We start from the raw sequence: 17,432 nt of genomic DNA on the forward strand, positions 1-17,432 counted from the left end.
CAGCGGTGGCCAAGAAGAACAGCAAGCCCGGCAAGCGCGCCCCCGTCCCGCTGCGCGAGCGGTTCCGCGTCCCCGCGGGCGAGCGCCTCGACCTGCGCCGCTTCGACCCGTCGGGCACCCCGGTCGGGCCCGGCGACAAGGCGGCCGGGGCGGCGGCCATGGCCCGGATGGCCGAGCCGCTCGCCTCCCTCCAGGAACGGCTGTTCGCGGCGAGCACCGCCGGGGACCGCCGCCGGGTGCTGCTCGTGCTCCAGGGCATGGACACCAGCGGCAAGGGGGGCACGGTCAAGTACGTGAGCCGCATGTTCAATCCGGCCGGCTGCCGTATCCGGGCCTTCAAGGCGCCGACCGAGGAGGAGCGCGGCCATCCCTTCCTGTGGCGCGTCACGAAGGCCCTCCCGCAGCCGGGCGAGATCGGGATCTTCGACCGTTCGCACTACGAGGACGTGCTGATCGCCCGGGTCCGCGAGCTGGTGCCGCGCAGTCAGCTGGGGCGTCGCTACGAGCAGATCAACCGGTTCGAGCAGGCCCTGGCCGAGGACGGCGTCACCCTGGTGAAGGTCTTCCTCCACATCAGCTACGAGGAGCAGCGCAAGCGGCTCCTCGCGCGGCTCGACAACCCCTCCAAGCGCTGGAAGTTCAACGCGGGTGACATCGAGGAGCGCCTTCTGTGGCGCGAGTACCGCCATGCGTACGAACTGGCGCTGGAGCGCTGCTCCAGTGACGCCGCGCCCTGGTTCATCGTCCCGGCGGACCGCAAGTGGTACCGCAACTGGGCCGTCGGCACACTGCTGCTGGAGCATCTGGAGGCCATCGGGCCCCAGTACCCGGATGCCGATTTCGATGTGGAGGAGTGCCGCGCACGACTACTTGCCACATAGTCATATAAGTTGCTTAAGTGACCATTTCAGCCTCAGTGCGCAACGTCGCGGCCGCAGCCGCCCTCGGTGCCGCCCTCGCCGGATGCGCGGGCGGCGCCAGCACGCCGAAGGCCGGCGAGGCCCGTATGGGCACCCCCGGCGCCTCCGCCCCGGCTCCCTCCGCCCCGTCCCCCGGCGCCGCCTCCCCGCAGGCCGGCGCGCCCGGCAAGGCCCCGACCATGGCCCCCGGTCCGGCGGGCCTGACCCCCGTCTTCGAGCGGGCGCGGCAGAAGACCGACAAGACGGTGGCGCTCACCTTCGACGCCGACATGACCGCCGACCAGGGGCCCCGGGCCGCGTCGGGGGAACGGTTCGACAACCCCCAGCTGATCTCGACCCTGCGCACGCTCAAGGTGCCGTCGACGGTCTTCATGACGGGCCGCTGGGCCGAGGAGTACCCGGACCAGGCGAAGGCCATCGGCACCGACCCGAACTTCGAGATCGCGAACCACTCGTACAGCCACTACGCCTTCAAGTCCCCCTGCTACGGGCTGCCCGCGCTCGACGCCGACGCCGCCCGGGCCGATGTGGACCGGGCCTTCGCCGCGTTCCGCACGGCGGGCGCGGTCAACACCGTCCCGTACTTCCGCTTCCCCGGCGGCTGCTACGACGACCAGGCGCTGCGGACCCTGTCCGCGGCGAAGGTCACCGCCGTCCAGTGGGACGTGGTCAGCGGGGACGCCTTCGCCAAGGACCCCGACGCCGTGGCCCAGGACGTCCTCGCCGGGGTGAAGCCCGGCTCGGTGGTGGTCATGCACTGCACGCGCAGCGCCGCGCCCGTCACCGAGCAGGCCATCCAGAAGATCGTCCCGGAGCTGCGCAAGCGCGGCTACCGCTTCGTGAAGGTGTCGGAGCTCATCGGGAAGTGAGCCGGGGCCCGGGCCGCCGGTCAGCCGGAGCAGGCGGTGCGCTGCGCGTCCTGCCACTCGCAGACCGGGCACAGCACCACGCCCGGGGTGGCGGCCCCGTACTCGGTGGGCCTGCCGCACTCCAGGCAGTCCGCGAAGGGCGGCCCCGCCACGGCGACGGACGGGGCGGGCGCGGCCGGTGCGGGGCAGTACGAGGTGTCCTGCTGGGGCTGGTCCATACGTACGAGCGTACTCAGCCCCGCCGGGCGGCGACGAGGCACGCCACCGCGGCCGCCGCCCCGGCCAGCGCCGCCGCGCCCGCGAGGGCGCCCGCCGGGACCGCCACCGAGCCGGTGACCAGCCCGGTCACCGCGGCGCGCACCGGGGAGCCCGCCGTGACCAGGGCGAGCAGGCTGCCCAGCCCGGCTGCCGGGACGCCGTAGCCCGGTCCCCGCAGCAGCGGCCGGCTGGACAGCGCCCCCACGGCCGTGCCGGTCAGGGCGCACACCAAGGCGGCGGCGGCTCCGGCCGCCGCGGCCGCCGCCCGCGCCGCCCCGGACGGGTCGCACAGCAGCAGGACCGCCCCCGCGCCGGCGCACCCGACGGCGAGGGCGCCGCCCAGCGCGGTGAGCAGGGCGGCCGCGTGGACCCGTACGGGACCGGCCGCGGCGGCGGCGCAGTCACGGGCCGCGCCGGGCTCGTTCGTCACGCAGACCCTGACCAGCCAGGCCGCGACCGGGACCAGCGCGGCCGAGGTCCAGCCCAGCGAATCGAGCACCGGGTCCCCGGGCCGGACCCCGATCGCCAGTACGGCCGCGTAGAGCAGCACCGGGGCGAGCCAGCGCTGGGAGCGCAGCAGCAGGGCGCCCTGGTAGCGGAGCAGTCCGGTCACGGCAGCTCCCGCAGGCCGCGGACGTGCCAGGGCGGGTGCTCCGCGAGCAGGGCGCGCAGCACGGCGTCGGAGCGGGCGGCGGGCACGGTCAGCAACAGGCCTCCGTCGGGCGCGGGTTCGGCCACGAGCTCCGGGGGCGGTGCGGCGCCCGGCGGGCCGGCCACGTGGATCCGCACGTACGGCCCCTCGTCCGCGGCGGCCGGCGCTGCGGGCACCAGGGCGGTCCCCTCGACCCGGAAGTGCGCGTCGGCCGCCCCCGCCAGCCGGCGGGGGTCGTGGTCGACGAAGACCACGGTGCCACCGGCTGCGGTGCGCTCGGCCACCGCCCGGTCGAGCTCCGTCCGGGCGGCCGCGTCGAGCCCGGTCCAGGCCTCGTCGAGGACCAGCAGACCGGGGCCGGCGAGCAGCGCCTGGGCGACGGCCACCTTCTGGCTGGACCCCTTGGAGAGTTCGGCCATCGGGGTGCGGGCGTGCCCGGCGGCGCCGAAGCGCTCCAGCCAGGCGGCGGCCCGGTCCGCCGCTTCGGCGCGCGGCAGGCCGTGCACCCGGCCCATGTGGGTCAGGTAGGCCGCGGCGGTGAGCGGCAGAGCGGCCGGGAAGCGTTCGGGGACGTAGGCGGTGCGGCGCGGGCGGCCGCTGATCCGCCCCTCGGTCGGGGTGTCGATGCCGGCGAGGAGCCGCAGCAGGGTGGACTTGCCGCCGCCGTTGCGTCCCTCCACGCGCACCAGGGCCCCGGCCGGCAGCTCCAGGCAGACCCCGCGCAGCACCCAGGGCCGCCGCATTCCGTAGCGGCGGCCCACGTCCGTCAGCCTCAATGCGCCGCGGCCGCCTCGGTGACCTCGCTCGGGCGGACGATGACGAAGCCCTCCCCGCTGAGCTTCAGCTGGACGGCTTCGCCGGAGCCGCCGCGGATCATCGAGCCGACCGACTGGGAGCGGTGCAGCCCGGTCTCCAGGGAGGCGCTCCAGCCGACGACGGCGTCCGTGTCGACGAACACCGGGGCCTGGGCGGTGACCGGGATGATGATCGGGTTGCCGTCGCAGATCACGGCGAGCTTGCCGGTGCCGGTGAAGAGGCTGTTGAAGAGCCCGCCGCCGGTCATGCCGGCGCCCTTCACCATCTTGATCTCGTAGGACAGGGTCGGGTCGAAGCACAGGACGTTGCGGCCGTTGATGGTGAGCGCGTCGCCGGGCTCGAAGTCGATGATGAAGCAGTTGCCCGCCTGGTGGGCGAACCAGGCCTCGCCCTGCCCGCGTACGGACATCAGCGCGAGGCCCTCGCCGGTGACGGCGCGCTTGAGCATCCCGCCTATGCCCTGGCCCTTGCGCTCGAACTGGAGGTTGCCCCGGAAGGCGATCATCGAGCCCTGGCGGGCGAGCATCTCGCCGTTGACGGCGTACTTCACGGATTTGGCGTTCTGCAAGGTCATGCCGGGGGCGGTGGCGGACTGGGCCAGGTTCTCGGACGCAAAAAGATCACTCTTCATGCGCCGATCCTCGCCCGCCGGGGGCCCCTGCGGCATCCTCCTCAAGTCGGAGGCTGGCAGACTTGACCGGATGAGCACCGAGGACGACCGGGCCGCGCAGGGCCCCGCGCAGAACACCCTCCAGGACCCCGCCGCCGTACCCGTGGTCGGGGCCGACAGCCCCTTCCGGCAGGAGCACCCCGTCCGCGACGAGGCCCCGCAGTTCGTGCTGCCGCTGGTCGTACGGATCGAGAAGACCGCCCCGCCGGCCCGGACCGCCGCGCTGGAGGCGGCGGCCCGCGCGGTGCTGGTCCTGCTGACGGACGAGCGGGCGCACGGCGAGGGCGAGTGGGCCGAGGCGGTACGGGACTGGCAGGACGCCCGGATCCGGAAGGTGGTCCGGCGGGCGCGGGGGGCGGAGTGGCGCAAGGCGCAGACCCTGCCGGGCGTCACGGTACGGGGTGACGGGCCGTCGGACGGCCCCTCGGACGGGCCGGCTGACGATGCGCCGGGCGAGGCATCGGGTCAGGCGTCGGGCGAGGTGCCGGGCGAGGCATCGGGTCAGGCGCCGGGCGAGGCGCCGGGTACCTCGCCCGAGGTCGAGGTACGGGTCTTCCCGCCGGTCCCGCTCGACGGCTGGCCCAAGGAGCTGGCCAAGCTCCAGGTGTCGGGCACCGACCTCGACGACCCGCGGCCGCCCGCCCCGCCCGCGCCCGGGATCCCGGTGCTGTGGCTCAATCCGGACCTCGGCATGTCCGCCGGCAAGGCGATGGCCCAGGCCGGGCACGCGGCGCAGCTGGCGTGGTGGGAGCTGACCGCCGCCGAGCGGGCCGCGTGGCGCGACTCCGGCTTCCGGCTGGCCGTACGGACGGCCCCGCGCGAGCGCTGGGCGGAGCTGAGCGCGAGCGGGCTTCCGGTGGTCCGGGACGCGGGCTTCACCGAGATCGCCCCGGGCTCCTGCACGGTGGTCTCCGACCATCCGGCCCTGCGCGCCCGGCTGTAGCGGGTGCCTCGCCGGTCGGGGCGGGCCCGCGCCCCGGTCGCGGAACCTCAAATGTTGCTCTGAACGTCCCCTCCTGCGGGTTGGCGCGACCCTGCCGGGGTCATCACACCGGCAGACGCACGACGAGAGGGGGCGAGGGGGACATGAAGCCCATGGCACGCCTGGGGGTGGGCATCGGCTGGCGGCCGGAGATCGCGGACGCGGTGGAACGGCTGCCCGGCCTGGACTGGGTGGAGGTGGTGGCCGAGAACATCTGCCCGGGCCACCTGCCCACGTCGCTTCGGCGACTGCTCGACCGAGGGGTCCGCGTGGTCCCGCACGGTGTCTCGCTGGGCCTCGGCGGGGCCGACCGCCCCGACGCCGGGAAGCTGGCCGCGCTCGGGGAGCGCGCGGTGGCGCTGGGGGCGCCGCTGGTCACCGAGCACATCGCCTTCGTACGGAGCTCCTGGCCGGCGCTGGAGGCCGGGCACCTGCTGCCGGTGCCGCGCACCCGGGACGCGCTGGACGTGCTGTGCGAGAACGTCCGGATCGCCCAGGACGCCCTGCCGGTGCCGCTGGCGCTGGAGAACATCGCCGCGCTCCTCTCCTGGCCCGGGGAGGAGCTGACGGAGGCGCAGTTCCTGACGGAGCTCGTGGAGCGGACCGGGGTGCGGCTGCTCATCGACGTGGCGAACCTGCACACGAACCGGGTGAACCGGGGCGAGGACCCGGCGGCGGTGCTGGACGCGATCCCCCTGGAGGCCCTGGCGTACGTGCACGTCGCCGGCGGCGTGGAACGGGGTGGGGTGTGGCACGACACGCACGCGCACCCCGTGCCGCCCGTGGTGCTGGACGTCCTGGCGGAGCTGCGCTCGCGGGTGGAGCCGGCCGGGGTGCTGCTGGAGAGGGACGACGACTTCCCGCCGGAGGGTGAGCTGGCGGGCGAGCTGACCGCGATCCGGGCCGTGCTGGACGGCGGCCCCGCGGATCCCGCCCCCCGCCGCGCGGCGCCGCGCGCCCCGGGCGCCGCCCCGGACCCGGCCCCGCGCACGCCGTCCGAGCGGGAGCGGGCGCGCACCCGGGTCGGTCTTCAGCAGGCGGCGCTGCTGTCCGCGCTGGTCGCCGGGACCCCGGTGCCCGAGGGGTTCGACCGTCAGCGGGTCCGGGTGCAGGCGCGGGCGCTCGCCGCCAAGCGGGCCTCGGTCGTGGCGAAGCTGGCGCCCGAGCTGCCCGGGATCCTGGGCGGCGAGGACGCGTACCGGACCGCCTTCCTCGGGTACGCCCGCAACCGGCCCATGACGGCCGGGTACCGCCGGGACGCGCTGGACTTCGCCGAACACCTGCTGATCCAGGACCTGCCGGCCGACCCGGGCGCCCGCCGCCGGCTGACCGCCTGGTGGCAGGACCGGGCCGGGGCGCGGCCGCCGCACCGGATCGTGCGCTGGGCGCGAGCCCTCGTGGGGAGAGCCGCATGAACTACCTCGCCGTCGCCGTGTGGATCGGCGTCATCGTCTCGACCGTCCAGCTGTTCCGGGGGCTGCGCCGCTCGCGGCCCCCGGCGGCCGGGCCGGGCGAGCGGCTCCACGACCTGTCCGAGGCCGCGTTCATGGCCGGCGGCCCCGGCGCCGTCGTGGACAGCGCGCTCGTCTCGCTGCTCGGCGACGGCCGCCTGGTCGTCGGCGGTCCCGGCATCGTGCACGCCCGGCCGGGGGCACGGGCCAACGACCCCGCCGAGCGCGCCGTCCTGCTGGCGCTGCGCCAGGCGCCGTCCGGGTGGCTGTACCAGGTGCGGTACGCGGCCATGCTGGACCCGTCCGTACAAGAGACCGGGGACGCGCTGGCCGACCGCGGGCTGCTCAGCCGGCCCGGGGCCGGGCGCACCTGGCAGCGCTGGGGGGTGGTCCAGTCCGCGGTGTGCGGGGCGCTGGTGCTGCTGTCGCTGCCGCTCACCATCGTGGCGTGGTCCCTGGAGCCCGGCCCCCAGGTGCCGTTCATCGTGAAGGTGTTCCCCGCCCTGCTGGCCGGGATCGTGCTGGGGGGCGTCCTCGCCAAGCGGGCGAAGCAGCGGATCACCCCGTCGGGGCAGGCCGCGCTGGGCGAGATCCGGGCGCACTACCTGAACGACCACACCCCGCACGTGCAGACCGCGCTGTTCGGGCTGCGGGGTCTGCGGGACCCGTACCTGCGCGAGCAGCTGGTTCCGGCGGCCCGGAGCACCCGGCTGGCGGCGGCCCAGTCCCGGACCCGGCCGCACCCCATCCACTCCTCGTCCGGCTCGGGGGCGGAGGTGCTGCCCGTCCTCGTCTGGTGCGCGGGCAGCGACAGCGGAGGCTCGGGCTCGGGATCCGGCTGCGGTTCCTCGGGATCCAGCTGCGGCTCCTCCGGGTCCAGCTGCGGGGGCGGGGGTTCGGGCTGCGGGTCCTCCGGTTCGAGCTGCGGCGGGAGCAGTTCGAGCTGCTCGTCGTCCAGCTCCAGTTGCAGCAGTTCGTCCGGTTCGAGCTGCTCCAGCAGTTCCTGACCGCTCCCCACGACCGCACCGCACGGCGGCCCGCCGGGGCGGGGGTGCTGCCGGAGTGCGCGGAACGGGGGTATCGGGCCCGACACCGGGCGGTGATCCTTTACACGGGCTCCGCCACGGCATCTGATCGGATCAGCCGATGAGACGAAGGGGCCGCCATGCGGACGACGCTCGCTCGCCGCGGGGCCGCCGCGGCGGCGCTCTCCCTCGCCCTGTGCGCCCCGGTGCCGGCCCGCGCGGCCGGGACGCCCCCTTCCGCCGCCGCGGGCAAGGCCGCACGGGCCGCGGCCGACGGCGCCGAGCTCGTCGCCCGCCGTGCCGCGCGGGACCCGCTCCGCTTCCACGCCTGCCCCGCCGCCGAGAACCTGCCCGATCCCGTCCGCTGCGCCACCCTCCGCGTCCCGCTGGACTACGCCCGCCCGGACGGCGCGCGGATCTCCCTCACCGTCAGCCGCGTCGCCACCGGCGGCCGCGCCGGGACGGCCCGCCAGGGCTCCCTGGTCTTCAACCCCGGCGGCCCGGGCGCCTCCGGGATGTTCTTCCCGCTCGTCGCCGATCTGCCCGCCTGGAAGCGCATCGCCGCGGCGTACGACCTCGTCGGCTACGCCCCGCGCGGGGTCGGCCGCTCGGCCCCGCTGTCCTGCCGGGACCCCGCCGCGGGGGCGAAGGCCCCCACCCAGGTCCCGGCCGTCCCCTCCCCCGCGTACAAGAGGGACCGGGTCTCCGCCGCCCGGGCCTACGCCCGGGGCTGCGCGGAGCGGGCCGGCGCGGCCCTGCCGTACTACACGACCCTCGACAACGCCCGGGACCTGTACGTGCTCCGCGCCGCGCTCGGCGAGCGGAAGCTGACCTTCATGGGCGCCTCGTACGGCACCTACCTGGGGGCGGTCTACGCCACCTTGTACCCGGGCCACGTGCGCCGGATGGTCTTCGACTCGGCGGTCGACCCGGACCCGCGCCGCGTCTGGTACCTGAACAACCTCGCCCAGGCCCCCGGCTTCGAGCGCCGCTGGTACGACTTCCGCGCCTGGGCGGCCCGCCACCACGACACGTACCGGCTGGGCGCCACCCCGGCGGCCGTGCAGGCGAGTTACGAACGGGTGCGCAGCGCGGTGGCCCGTACGCCCGCGGGCGGGCTGGTCGGCACCGGCGAGCTCCACTCCGCCTACCTCCAGGCCGCGTACTACGACGAGGTCTGGCCGGAGCGGGCGGCAGCCCTCGCCGCCTTCCTGCGCGGCGATCCCGGTCCGCTGACCCGGCAGGCCGGGCCGGACCCGCGGGCCGCGGCGGAGGCCGAGAACGCGACGGCGGTCTACACGGCGGTGCTGTGCAACGACGCCTCCTGGCCGGCCGACTGGGCGACCTGGGACCGCGACAACACCGAGCTGGCCCGCCGGGCGCCCTTCGAGACCTGGGCGAACGCCTTCCTGAACCTGCCGTGCGCGTACTGGCCGGTCCACGAGCGGCAGCAGCCGGTGGCGGTCGGCGAGGGACCCGCCCGGCTCCCGCGGACCCTGATCGTCGCGGCGGAGCGGGACGGGGCGACCCCGTACACCGGGGCGCTGGAGCTCCAGCGGCGGCTCGGCACGGAGTCGGCGCTGGTCACGGAGCGGAAGGCGGGTGCCCACGGGGTGGTGGGCGGTCACAACGCCTGCGTCGACACCCACGTGGAGCGGTACTTGTTGACGGGTGACACCTCAGGGTGGCGTGTCACGTGTGCGCCGCATCCGGAGCCCGCACCGGTGTCGCTGGACGACCGGGCAGCAGGAACCCCGGGGAATGCTCCCAGGGCCGTGCTGCCGCCTGTCGTCTGAACTTCCGGGCGGGGTCTCCGGCTGCGTCGATTCGGGGGCAGGGCCTCCCGATCCACCGGAAGGCGCTCCTCTACCAGGAGAGAGCGCTGCTCCGGTCCTTCCCCCCAGGGGAGGTATCAGGCGAGCCCGGCCACCAGATCGGCGACGGACTTGCGGCGTCCGGTGTAGAAGGGGACTTCTTCACGGACGTGCATACGGGCCTCGGAGGCACGCAGGTGACGCATGAGGTCGACGATGCGGTAGAGCTCGTCGGCCTCGAAGGCCAGCATCCACTCGTAGTCGCCCAGCGAGAAGGACGCGACGGTGTTGGCACGCACGTCCGGGTAGCCGCGGGCCATCTTGCCGTGGTCGGCGAGCATGCGGCGGCGGTCCTCGTCGGGCAGCAGGTACCAGTCGTACGAGCGCACGAAGGGGTACACGCTGACGTAGTCGCGGGCGACCTCGTCGGCCAGGAAGGCCGGGATGTGCGACTTGTTGAACTCGGCCGGGCGGTGCAGGGCCATGTTCGACCAGACCGGCTCCAGGGCGCGGCCCAGCTTGGTGCGGCGGAACAGGTTGTACGCGGTCTGCAGCTCGTCCGCCGTCTCCGCGTGCCACCAGATCATGATGTCCGCGTCGGCGCGCAGGCCGGAGACGTCATAGGTGCCGCGGACCGTGATGTCCTTGGCGGCCAGCTGGTCGAACAGCTCCTGGACCTCGTCGGCGTAGCCGGCGCGGTCAGCCTCGGGACTGGGGAGAACGTCCTTCAGCTTGAAGACGGACCACAGGGTGTAGCGAATGACCTCGTTCAGGTCCTTCGCCTTCTTCCCCGCGTTGGGAATCTTCTCTGGTGCAGTCATGTGCCTATTGTCCCGTGTGCTGATCAGTGGTCTGTGCCAGGGGTCCCGAACGCGCCCCCGAGCCCCGCGAGCATCGCGTCCGCGGCCCGGCCGGCGCTCGCGATGCACGCCGGGATCCCGACCCCGTCGTACAGCGCGCCGCACACCGCGAGCCCGGGCAGGGCCCCGACGGCGGCCCGGATCCGGGCGACGCGGCCGAGGTGGCCGACCGGGTACTGGGGCAGTCCGCCGTCCCAGCGGGTGACGGTGGAGGCCACCGGCCGGGCCGCGAGGCCCACGGCCTCGCCGAGGTCGCCGAGGGAGACCTCGACCAGTTCGGCGTCCTCGCGCGTCAGGTGGCCCTCGTCGCCGTACCGGCCGACCGAGGTGCGCAGCAGGAACAGCTCCGGGTCGGCGCCGGACCAGGCCCACTTGTTGCTGGAGAAGGTGGAGGCCTTGATCGTCCGGCCGTCGACGGGCGGTACGAGGAAGCCGCTGGCGCCGCCGTCGCTGATCGCGGACGGCAGGTCGGCGCGCCGGAAGGCCATCGTGACCAGGGCCATGGAGGCGTACTCGACCTCCCGCAGCTCGGCCGCGGCCGTGGGCGCGAGCGTGTCGAGCAGCTCGGCGGCGGGCCCGGCCGGGGTGGCCAGGACCACGCCGTCGGCCTCGACGGCCTCGGACCCGGTGATCACCTGCCAGCCGCCGGTCGTACGGATCACCTCGCGCACGGGGGTGTCGAGGCGGATCCGCACCCCGGCCGCCCGGCACGCGTCGGCCACGGCGATCGGGAGCCGGCCGATGCCGCCGTCGATGCCGGCGAAGACTGGACCGGCCTGCCGGGGCTCTGCCTCCGCCCTGCGCTGGATGTCCCGTACCCCGTCGCCCAGCAGTGCGTGGGTGCGGGCGGCCTCGAAGAGCTGCGGGACGGCGGCCCGCATCGAGATGCGGTAGGCGTCGCCCGCGTAGACCCCGCCGAGCAGCGGTTCCACCAGCCGGTCGACCACCTCGCGGCCCAGCCGGGCGGCGACGTACTCGCCGACGGCGATGTCCTCGCCGATCTCGGCGGGCGGCAGCGTGTGCTCGGCCCCGATCCGGGCCAGGCCCTCGGCGGAGAGCACCCCGGAGGCCGCCAGCGGGCCCAAGTCCCCCGGGACTCCCATGACATGGCCGCGGGGCATCGGCCGCAGCGCACCCCGGGTCCACAGGTGTGCGGTGGCGGTGGCGGGCGGCTGGAGGGCGTCCGCGAGTCCGACGGCCTTGGCCAGGGCCACGGCTTCGGGGCGGCGGGCGAGCACGGATTCGGCGCCGAGGTCCACGGGGGCGCCGGCGAGTTCGCCGGCGAGCAGCTTCCCGCCGAGGCGCGGGCCGGCCTCGAGGAGGGTGACGCGCAGGCCGTCGGAGATGAGCCGGTGCGCCGCCGCGAGACCCGCGATACCGCCGCCGATGACGACGACGTGACCGGTGGAGCCCCGCCGGTCCGTACTCATGTCCGCTTCGTGCATGGACACATCGTCTCAGACCGATCGCCGAGGCCCGACCGTGACCTCATCGGGATCACCCCGGAACCGAGGAAGCGAAACCCGCGGCCGGACCCCGGACGTCGAACCGGCAACGACAGCCGATCTGGGGGGCACCAGCGATGCACACCACGCGCAGGACCACGTTCGAAAACGGCGCGGCCGAAGGTGGCGCGGCCGAAAACCGAACGGGCAGAAATCGTGCGGCCGGCCATCGCGCGGGCGGACACCGCCCGGCCGCGGCTCTGGCCGCGCTCTCCCTGGCCGGGGCGCTCGTGCTCACCGGCTGCGGGAGCTCCCCCGACAGCGGCGGCCGCACGGCCGCGGCCGACAAGGCCGCCGCCGGGCCCCGGGGGGAGGCCGCCGCGGGCAAGCCGGGCGCGGCCGCCGCCCCCACCGCGGCCCCCAAGGACGCGGGGCAGCCGGTGACGGTCCGCCCGCACGTCATCCGTACGGCGACCCTGGCGGTCGAGACGGCGGACGCCCAGAAGGCGCTCGCCGGCGCGCGGACGGCGGCCGAGAACGCGGGCGGGTACGTCGGCAACGAGTCGACGAAGCGCGGCGCGGACGGCCGTATGACGTCGACGGTGACCCTGCGGGTGCCGGCCGAGCGCTTCGACTCGGTGCTCGGCGCGATGGAGGGCAGCGGGAAGCTGCTGAACCGGAAGGTCGACGCTCAGGACGTGACCGAGAAGGTCGCGGACGTGGACAGCCGGGTCCGCTCGCAGCAGGCCAGCGTGGCCCGCGTGCGGGACATGATGGACAAGGCCTCGGCGCTCGGTGACGTGGTCATGCTGGAGAACGAGCTGAGCAAGCGTCAGTCCGACCTGGAGTCGCTGCTGGCCCAGCAGAACGCGCTGAAGGACCAGACCGCGCTCGGCACGATCACGCTGGAGGTCTCGGAACCCGCTCCGAAGCCGGTGGAGAAGAAGGAGGAGGGGACCTCCTTCATGGACGCCCTGCGAGGCGGCTGGGAGGCCTTCGCGGCGATCCTGTGGTTCCTGACGCTCGCACTGGGCGCGGTACTGCCGTTCGCCCTGGCGGCCGGGCTGCTGTTCGCGGGCTTCCGGGTGTACCGGAGGTTCCGTCCGGCGAAGCCGAGGACGGGCCTGACCCCGAAGCGGGCACCGGCGCAGGCCGGGCACCCGTGGCCGGCGCCCGCGCCCGCCTCCGTCCCCGCGCAGGGCTCCGCCCCCGCCCCCGCCCCCGCACCGGCGCCCGCACCCGCACCCGCACCCGCCTCCACCGAAGCGCGAGCGGACGGAGAGGGCTGACGGCACCTGCTCCGGGCGGACGCCCGTAGCGTGTCCCCCACGTGACGGCGGCGGCGGAGGACGGTGCGGACGATGGCAGCGGAACGACTGGTGGTGATCGGCGGTGACGCGGCGGGGATGTCCGCCGCGTCACAGGCCCGGCGGCTGAAGGGCCCGGCGGAGCTGGAGATCACCGCGTTCGAGCGGGGGCACTTCACCTCGTACTCCGCGTGCGGGATCCCGTACTGGATCGGCGGCCGGGTCGCCGGCCGGGACGAGCTGATCGCCCGCACCCCGCAGGAGCACCGCGCCCGGGGCATCGACCTGCGCACCCGTACGGAGGCGGTGGAACTGGACGTCGCGGGGCAGCGGGTGCGCACCCGGGACCTCGAATCCGGCTCCGAGTCCTGGACGGAGTACGACAAGCTCGTCCTCGCGACGGGCGCCCGCCCGGTCCGCCCCCGGCTGCCGGGCATCGGCGCGCACGGGGTGCACGGCGTCCAGTCGCTGGACGACGGCCAGCGCCTGATGGACTCCCTGGAGCGGGCGCGGGGCCGCCGGGCGGTGGTGGTCGGCGCCGGCTACATCGGCGTGGAGATGGCGGAGGCCCTGGTCGAGCGGGGCTTCGAGGTCACCGTCCTGCACCGCGGCGAGCAGCCGATGGCCACCCTGGACCCGGACATGGGCGGCCTGGTGCACAGCGCGATGAACGGCATGGGGATCCGGACGGTGGCCGGCGCCGAGGTGACGAAGATCCTCACGGACGAGGAGGGCCGCGCCCGCGCGGTGGCGACCGCGGCGGGGGACGAGTACCCGGCGGACGTGGTGGTCCTGGGCATCGGCGTGGAGCCCCGCACGGCCCTGGCACGGGCGGCGGGACTGCCGCTGGGCGATTCGGGCGGGCTGCTGACGGACCTGTCGATGCGGGTCCGCGGCCACGAGAACATCTGGTCGGGCGGCGACTGCGTGGAGGTCCTGGACCTGGTGGCGGGCCGACTGCGGCACATCCCCCTGGGCACGCACGCCAACAAGCACGGCCAGGTGATCGGCTCGGGCGTGGGCGGCGGCTACGCCACGTTCCCGGGGGTGGTGGGCACGGCGGTGAGCAAGGTCTGCGACCTGGAGATCGCCCGTACGGGGCTGCGCGAGCGGGACGCGCGGGAGGCGGGCCTGCGGTTCGTGACGGCCACGATCACCTCCACCAACACCGCGGGCTACTACCCCGGCGCGGTGGAGATGACGGTGAAGATGCTGGCGGAACGCCGCACGGGCCGTCTCCTCGGGGTCCAGATCGTCGGCGGCGCGGGCTCCGCGAAGCGGGTGGACGTCGCGGCGGTCGCCCTCACGGCGGGCATGACGGTGGAGCAGGTCGTCTCCCTGGACCTGGGCTACGCCCCGCCGTTCTCCCCGGTCTGGGACCCGGTCCTGGTGGCGGCCCGCAAGGCCGTCTCGGCGGTCCGCTCGGCCGGGGTCTGACCCGGGGCCGCCGCTGCGCGGGGCTTCCCCCCTTGCGGGAGGGAAGCCCCGCGTAGCGGCGCCGCAGGAGTCAGCGGGCCGTCTGGGTGTGGACGTAGTCCACGAGACGGGTCAGGGCGTCGGGGTCCGTCGTCGGGAGGACGCCGTGGCCCAGGTTGAAGACGTGGCCCTCCAGGCCGGCGGCCGCGTCCAGGACTTCGCGGGTCTTGGCCTCGACGGCCTGCGGGGTGGAGAAGAGCACGGCGGGGTCCAGGTTGCCCTGGAGCGCCTTGCCCGGTCCGACCCGGCGCACGGCCTCGTCCAGCGGGACCCGGTAGTCGACGCCCATGACGTCCGCGCCGGCCTCGCCCATGAGGCCGAGGAGCTCGCCGGTGCCCACGCCGAAGTGGATGCGCGGGACCCCGTACGAGGCGACGGACTCCAGGACCTTCGCCGACGCGGGCATCACCGAGCGGCGGTAGTCCGCCGGGGCGAGCGCGCCGACCCAGGAGTCGAAGAGCTGGACGGCGGAGGCGCCGGCCTCGATCTGGACCTTCAGGAAGGCCGAGGTGATCTCGGCGAGGCGGTCCAGGAGGTCGGCCCAGAGCTCCGGGTCGCCGTACATCAGGGCCTTGGTGTGCTCGTGGTTCTTCGAGGGGCCGCCCTCGACGAGGTAGCTCGCGAGGGTGAAAGGCGCACCCGCGAAGCCGATCAACGGCGTGGAGCCCAGTTCACCCGTGAGCATGCCGATCGCCTCGGTGACGTACGAGACGTCCTCAGGGGTGAGGTCGCGCAGCTGTGCGAGGTCCTCGCGGCGGCGGATCGGCTGGGCGACGACGGGGCCGATGCCCGGCTTGATGTCCAGGTCGACGCCGATGGCCTTCAGCGGGACGACGATGTCGGAGAAGAAGATCGCCGCGTCGACCTTGTGGCGCCGCACCGGCTGGAGCGTGATCTCCGTGACCAGGTCGGGCCGCATGCACGACTCCAGCATCTGCGTGCCCTCGCGCAGCTTGCGGTACTCGGGGAGCGAGCGCCCGGCCTGCCGCATGAACCACACCGGGGTGTGCGGCACCGGCTCGCGCCGGCACGCCTTCAGGAAGGCGGAATCGTACGTCTGACTCGGCTGGCCCTGGAATGGGGTCTCCCCGGCGCCGACGGAGCCGTGCGCGGGGGGAAGGTCGTTGGCACTCACGACCCAAATCTTCGCACGTATGAAGAAGTGCCCGACCCGGCGCGGGTGTCCCTGCGCCGTACGGCCGCTCGTTCCGCCTAGTCTTCCCCGCATGGCTGCGGCTCAGGGACGATTTTCAGATGGCGCTGACGGTATGGACAGCGCGAAGGAGAGCTCGGTCCCGCTCCCGTTCCGGCGGGCGGTCGACGGCTTGAAGAAGGCCCGGCTGCGGCAGGGGATCGAGATCGACCCCACCAAGCCGCCGCAGAGACTGGCCCCGTACGCGTACGCGCTGGAGGCGGCGGTCGTCGAGGGCGAGGACGATCTGGCCGACGGCCGGCTCATCCTGCTCCACGATCCGTCCGGGCACGACGCCTGGCAGGGCACCTTCCGGCTGGTGACGCTCGTACGGGCGGAGCTGGAGCCGGAAATGGCCGCCGACCCGCTCCTGCCGGAGGTGTGCTGGTCCTGGCTGACGGGGGCGCTGGACGCGCGCGGGCTGACGTACGGGGAGGCGAGCGGGACCGTGACCATGGCCGGCTCGCACTACTTCGGCGGTCTCGCGGAGCGGCATCCGGCCACGCAGATCGAGATCAGAGCCTCGTGGACGCCGCGCGAGGGGGTGGGCGGGGTGCCGGACACCTCGGCCCACCTGTCGGCCTGGTGCGAGCTGCTGTGCCAGATCGCGGGGCTGCCGCCGGTGGGGCCGACGGACACGGTCACCGGGGTGGTCTCCCTGCCACAGCGGCGCGGTCCGCACCACCCGTAGCCGCAGGGCCGCACGGACGCAGCCACAGGGCCGCACGGACGTACCGCGGGCCGCCGCCAGGGTGTCGCCGCGGCGGCCGGAGCGGCCCGGCCGGGCGATCGGACCCGTACCGGATGGCCAGAAGCGGGCGGCCCTTGCGGGCTTCTGATCATCCCTTGATCGATCGTGCGTCCGAATTGCCCGAATTGTTACTCACCAAATCGTGATCATCCCCTAAAGCCGGGCGGGTGACGTGCCGAAGGAGTCAGTGACCATCAGCACGGTGCGCACCGGCTTCCTTCCCCGAGCCGGACGTCCCGCCACTCCCCCAGGAGGCCTAGGTGTCCGTTCTTCTCGAGCAGCCCGCAAGCCTGGTCGCCTACCGCCCGAACAAGCCGACGGCCATGGTCGTCGTGGCCGACCCGCGCGTCCGTTCCACCGTGACCCGCCATCTGTGGGCCCTCGGAGTACGTGATGTGATCGAGGCGTCGTCCATCGCGGAGGCCCGCCCCCGCGTCGGCAGCCCGCGCGACATCTGCGTGGCCGACGTACACCTGCCCGACGGTTCCGGTCTCACCCTGCTCTCCGAGACCCGCGCCGCAGGCTGGCCGAACGGCCTGGCCCTGTCCGCCGCCGATGACATCGGTGCCGTGCGCAACGCCCTCGCGGGCGGAGTGAAGGGCTACGTCGTCACCGGCACCCGGACCAACATCGGGCTCCCCACCCGGCCCGGCGCCGCCCCCATCGGCGCCGCCGCCGCCCGTATGCACCGCCGCCCCCCGGGTGCCCCGAGCCACCCGGGCGGCTACCGAGAGCTCTCCGGCCGCGAGGTCGAGGTCCTGCGCCTCGTCGCGGAGGGCCAGTCCAACAAGGCCATCGGCGTCTCGATGGGCCTGTCCGCCCTGACCGTCAAGTCCCACCTCGCCCGGATCGCCCGCAAGCTGGGCACCGGCGACCGGGCCGGGATGGTCGCCGTCGCACTGCGGACCGGGATCATCCACTGATTCCGCCCGGAGGCTCCTGGG

Annotated in this window: 17 protein-coding genes; 10 read left to right on the top strand and 7 right to left on the bottom strand. The window is 74.7% G+C overall.

Annotated features, from left to right (window positions below; genetic code table 11):
- Positions 1–5 precede the first annotated feature (5 nt).
- On the top strand, positions 6–881 hold the full coding sequence (locus tag ACZ4TG_RS21230) for a PPK2 family polyphosphate kinase (protein WP_468164989.1): 876 nt from the start codon (positions 6–8) through the stop codon (positions 879–881).
- 23 nt (positions 882–904) lie between these two features.
- The gene (locus ACZ4TG_RS21235) at positions 905–1,789 is read left to right on the top strand and encodes a polysaccharide deacetylase family protein (RefSeq protein WP_468165482.1); all 885 of its coding nucleotides are present in this window, start codon (positions 905–907) and stop codon (positions 1,787–1,789) included.
- Positions 1,790–1,809: 20 nt separating this feature from the next.
- On the opposite strand, the gene ACZ4TG_RS21240 is transcribed toward ACZ4TG_RS21235, so the two are convergent.
- Genes ACZ4TG_RS21240 through ACZ4TG_RS21255 form a run of 4 tightly spaced genes read right to left on the bottom strand, consistent with a single transcriptional unit; the run spans position 1,810 to position 4,146 of the window.
- Positions 1,810–2,007, bottom strand: coding sequence for a hypothetical protein (locus ACZ4TG_RS21240; RefSeq protein WP_468164991.1), 198 nt, complete (start codon positions 2,005–2,007; stop codon positions 1,810–1,812).
- Between the two features lie 14 nt (positions 2,008–2,021).
- A complete protein-coding gene (locus ACZ4TG_RS21245) occupies positions 2,022–2,660 on the bottom strand; it encodes an ABC transporter (RefSeq protein WP_468164993.1) in 639 nt (212 codons plus the stop codon).
- Positions 2,657–3,475, bottom strand: a complete 819-nt coding sequence (locus tag ACZ4TG_RS21250; RefSeq protein WP_468164995.1) for an ABC transporter ATP-binding protein — start codon at positions 3,473–3,475, stop codon at positions 2,657–2,659. The genes ACZ4TG_RS21245 and ACZ4TG_RS21250 overlap by 4 nt, the downstream gene beginning before the upstream one ends.
- Positions 3,472–4,146, bottom strand: a complete 675-nt coding sequence (locus ACZ4TG_RS21255; protein ID WP_468164997.1) for an AIM24 family protein — start codon at positions 4,144–4,146, stop codon at positions 3,472–3,474. The genes ACZ4TG_RS21250 and ACZ4TG_RS21255 overlap by 4 nt, the downstream gene beginning before the upstream one ends.
- Positions 4,147–4,216: 70 nt before the next feature.
- On the opposite strand from ACZ4TG_RS21255, the gene ACZ4TG_RS21260 reads away from it, so the two are divergent.
- From ACZ4TG_RS21260 to ACZ4TG_RS21275, 4 genes are all read left to right on the top strand, one after another.
- On the top strand, positions 4,217–5,128 hold the full coding sequence (locus ACZ4TG_RS21260; protein WP_468165000.1) for an aminoacyl-tRNA hydrolase: 912 nt from the start codon (positions 4,217–4,219) through the stop codon (positions 5,126–5,128).
- Between the two features lie 152 nt (positions 5,129–5,280).
- A complete protein-coding gene (locus ACZ4TG_RS21265; RefSeq protein WP_468165484.1) occupies positions 5,281–6,582 on the top strand; it encodes an MbnB/TglH/ChrH family RiPP precursor modification enzyme in 1,302 nt (433 codons plus the stop codon).
- Positions 6,579–7,625, top strand: a complete 1,047-nt coding sequence (locus ACZ4TG_RS21270; protein WP_468165002.1) for a TIGR04222 domain-containing membrane protein — start codon at positions 6,579–6,581, stop codon at positions 7,623–7,625. The genes ACZ4TG_RS21265 and ACZ4TG_RS21270 overlap by 4 nt, the downstream gene beginning before the upstream one ends.
- 158 nt (positions 7,626–7,783) lie before the next feature.
- On the top strand, positions 7,784–9,439 hold the full coding sequence (locus ACZ4TG_RS21275; RefSeq protein WP_468165004.1) for an alpha/beta hydrolase: 1,656 nt from the start codon (positions 7,784–7,786) through the stop codon (positions 9,437–9,439).
- Between the two features lie 116 nt (positions 9,440–9,555).
- Here the strand turns inward: ACZ4TG_RS21275 and hemQ are convergent, their stop codons facing one another.
- Together hemQ and hemG are read right to left on the bottom strand one after the other, a co-directional pair.
- The gene (gene hemQ, locus ACZ4TG_RS21280; protein WP_468165006.1) at positions 9,556–10,278 is read right to left on the bottom strand and encodes a hydrogen peroxide-dependent heme synthase; all 723 of its coding nucleotides are present in this window, start codon (positions 10,276–10,278) and stop codon (positions 9,556–9,558) included.
- Positions 10,279–10,301: 23 nt separating this feature from the next.
- Entirely contained in the window at positions 10,302–11,762 is a 1,461-nt protein-coding gene (hemG, locus tag ACZ4TG_RS21285; protein ID WP_468165008.1) for a protoporphyrinogen oxidase, read from the bottom strand.
- Positions 11,763–11,899: 137 nt separating this feature from the next.
- Between hemG and ACZ4TG_RS21290 the strand changes: the two genes are divergently transcribed.
- Both ACZ4TG_RS21290 and ACZ4TG_RS21295 read left to right on the top strand, forming a co-directional pair.
- Positions 11,900–13,051 (top strand): DUF4349 domain-containing protein, encoded by a 1,152-nt coding sequence (locus ACZ4TG_RS21290; protein WP_468165010.1) that lies wholly within the window; start codon positions 11,900–11,902, stop codon positions 13,049–13,051.
- A gap of 72 nt (positions 13,052–13,123) precedes the next feature.
- Positions 13,124–14,506: an FAD-dependent oxidoreductase gene (locus tag ACZ4TG_RS21295; RefSeq protein WP_468165012.1), complete on the top strand. Its 1,383-nt coding sequence runs from the start codon at positions 13,124–13,126 to the stop codon at positions 14,504–14,506.
- 70 nt (positions 14,507–14,576) lie between these two features.
- Here the strand turns inward: ACZ4TG_RS21295 and hemE are convergent, their stop codons facing one another.
- The gene (gene hemE / locus ACZ4TG_RS21300; protein WP_468165014.1) at positions 14,577–15,680 is read right to left on the bottom strand and encodes a uroporphyrinogen decarboxylase; all 1,104 of its coding nucleotides are present in this window, start codon (positions 15,678–15,680) and stop codon (positions 14,577–14,579) included.
- Positions 15,681–15,771: 91 nt separating this feature from the next.
- On the opposite strand from hemE, the gene ACZ4TG_RS21305 reads away from it, so the two are divergent.
- The gene (locus tag ACZ4TG_RS21305; protein WP_468165016.1) at positions 15,772–16,428 is read left to right on the top strand and encodes a DUF3000 domain-containing protein; all 657 of its coding nucleotides are present in this window, start codon (positions 15,772–15,774) and stop codon (positions 16,426–16,428) included.
- 320 nt (positions 16,429–16,748) lie between these two features.
- A complete protein-coding gene (locus tag ACZ4TG_RS21310) occupies positions 16,749–17,411 on the top strand; it encodes a helix-turn-helix transcriptional regulator (protein ID WP_007267191.1) in 663 nt (220 codons plus the stop codon).
- The last annotated feature ends 21 nt before the right edge of the window (positions 17,412–17,432 follow it).

The organism is Streptomyces sp. NPDC028314 (assembly GCF_055565795.1).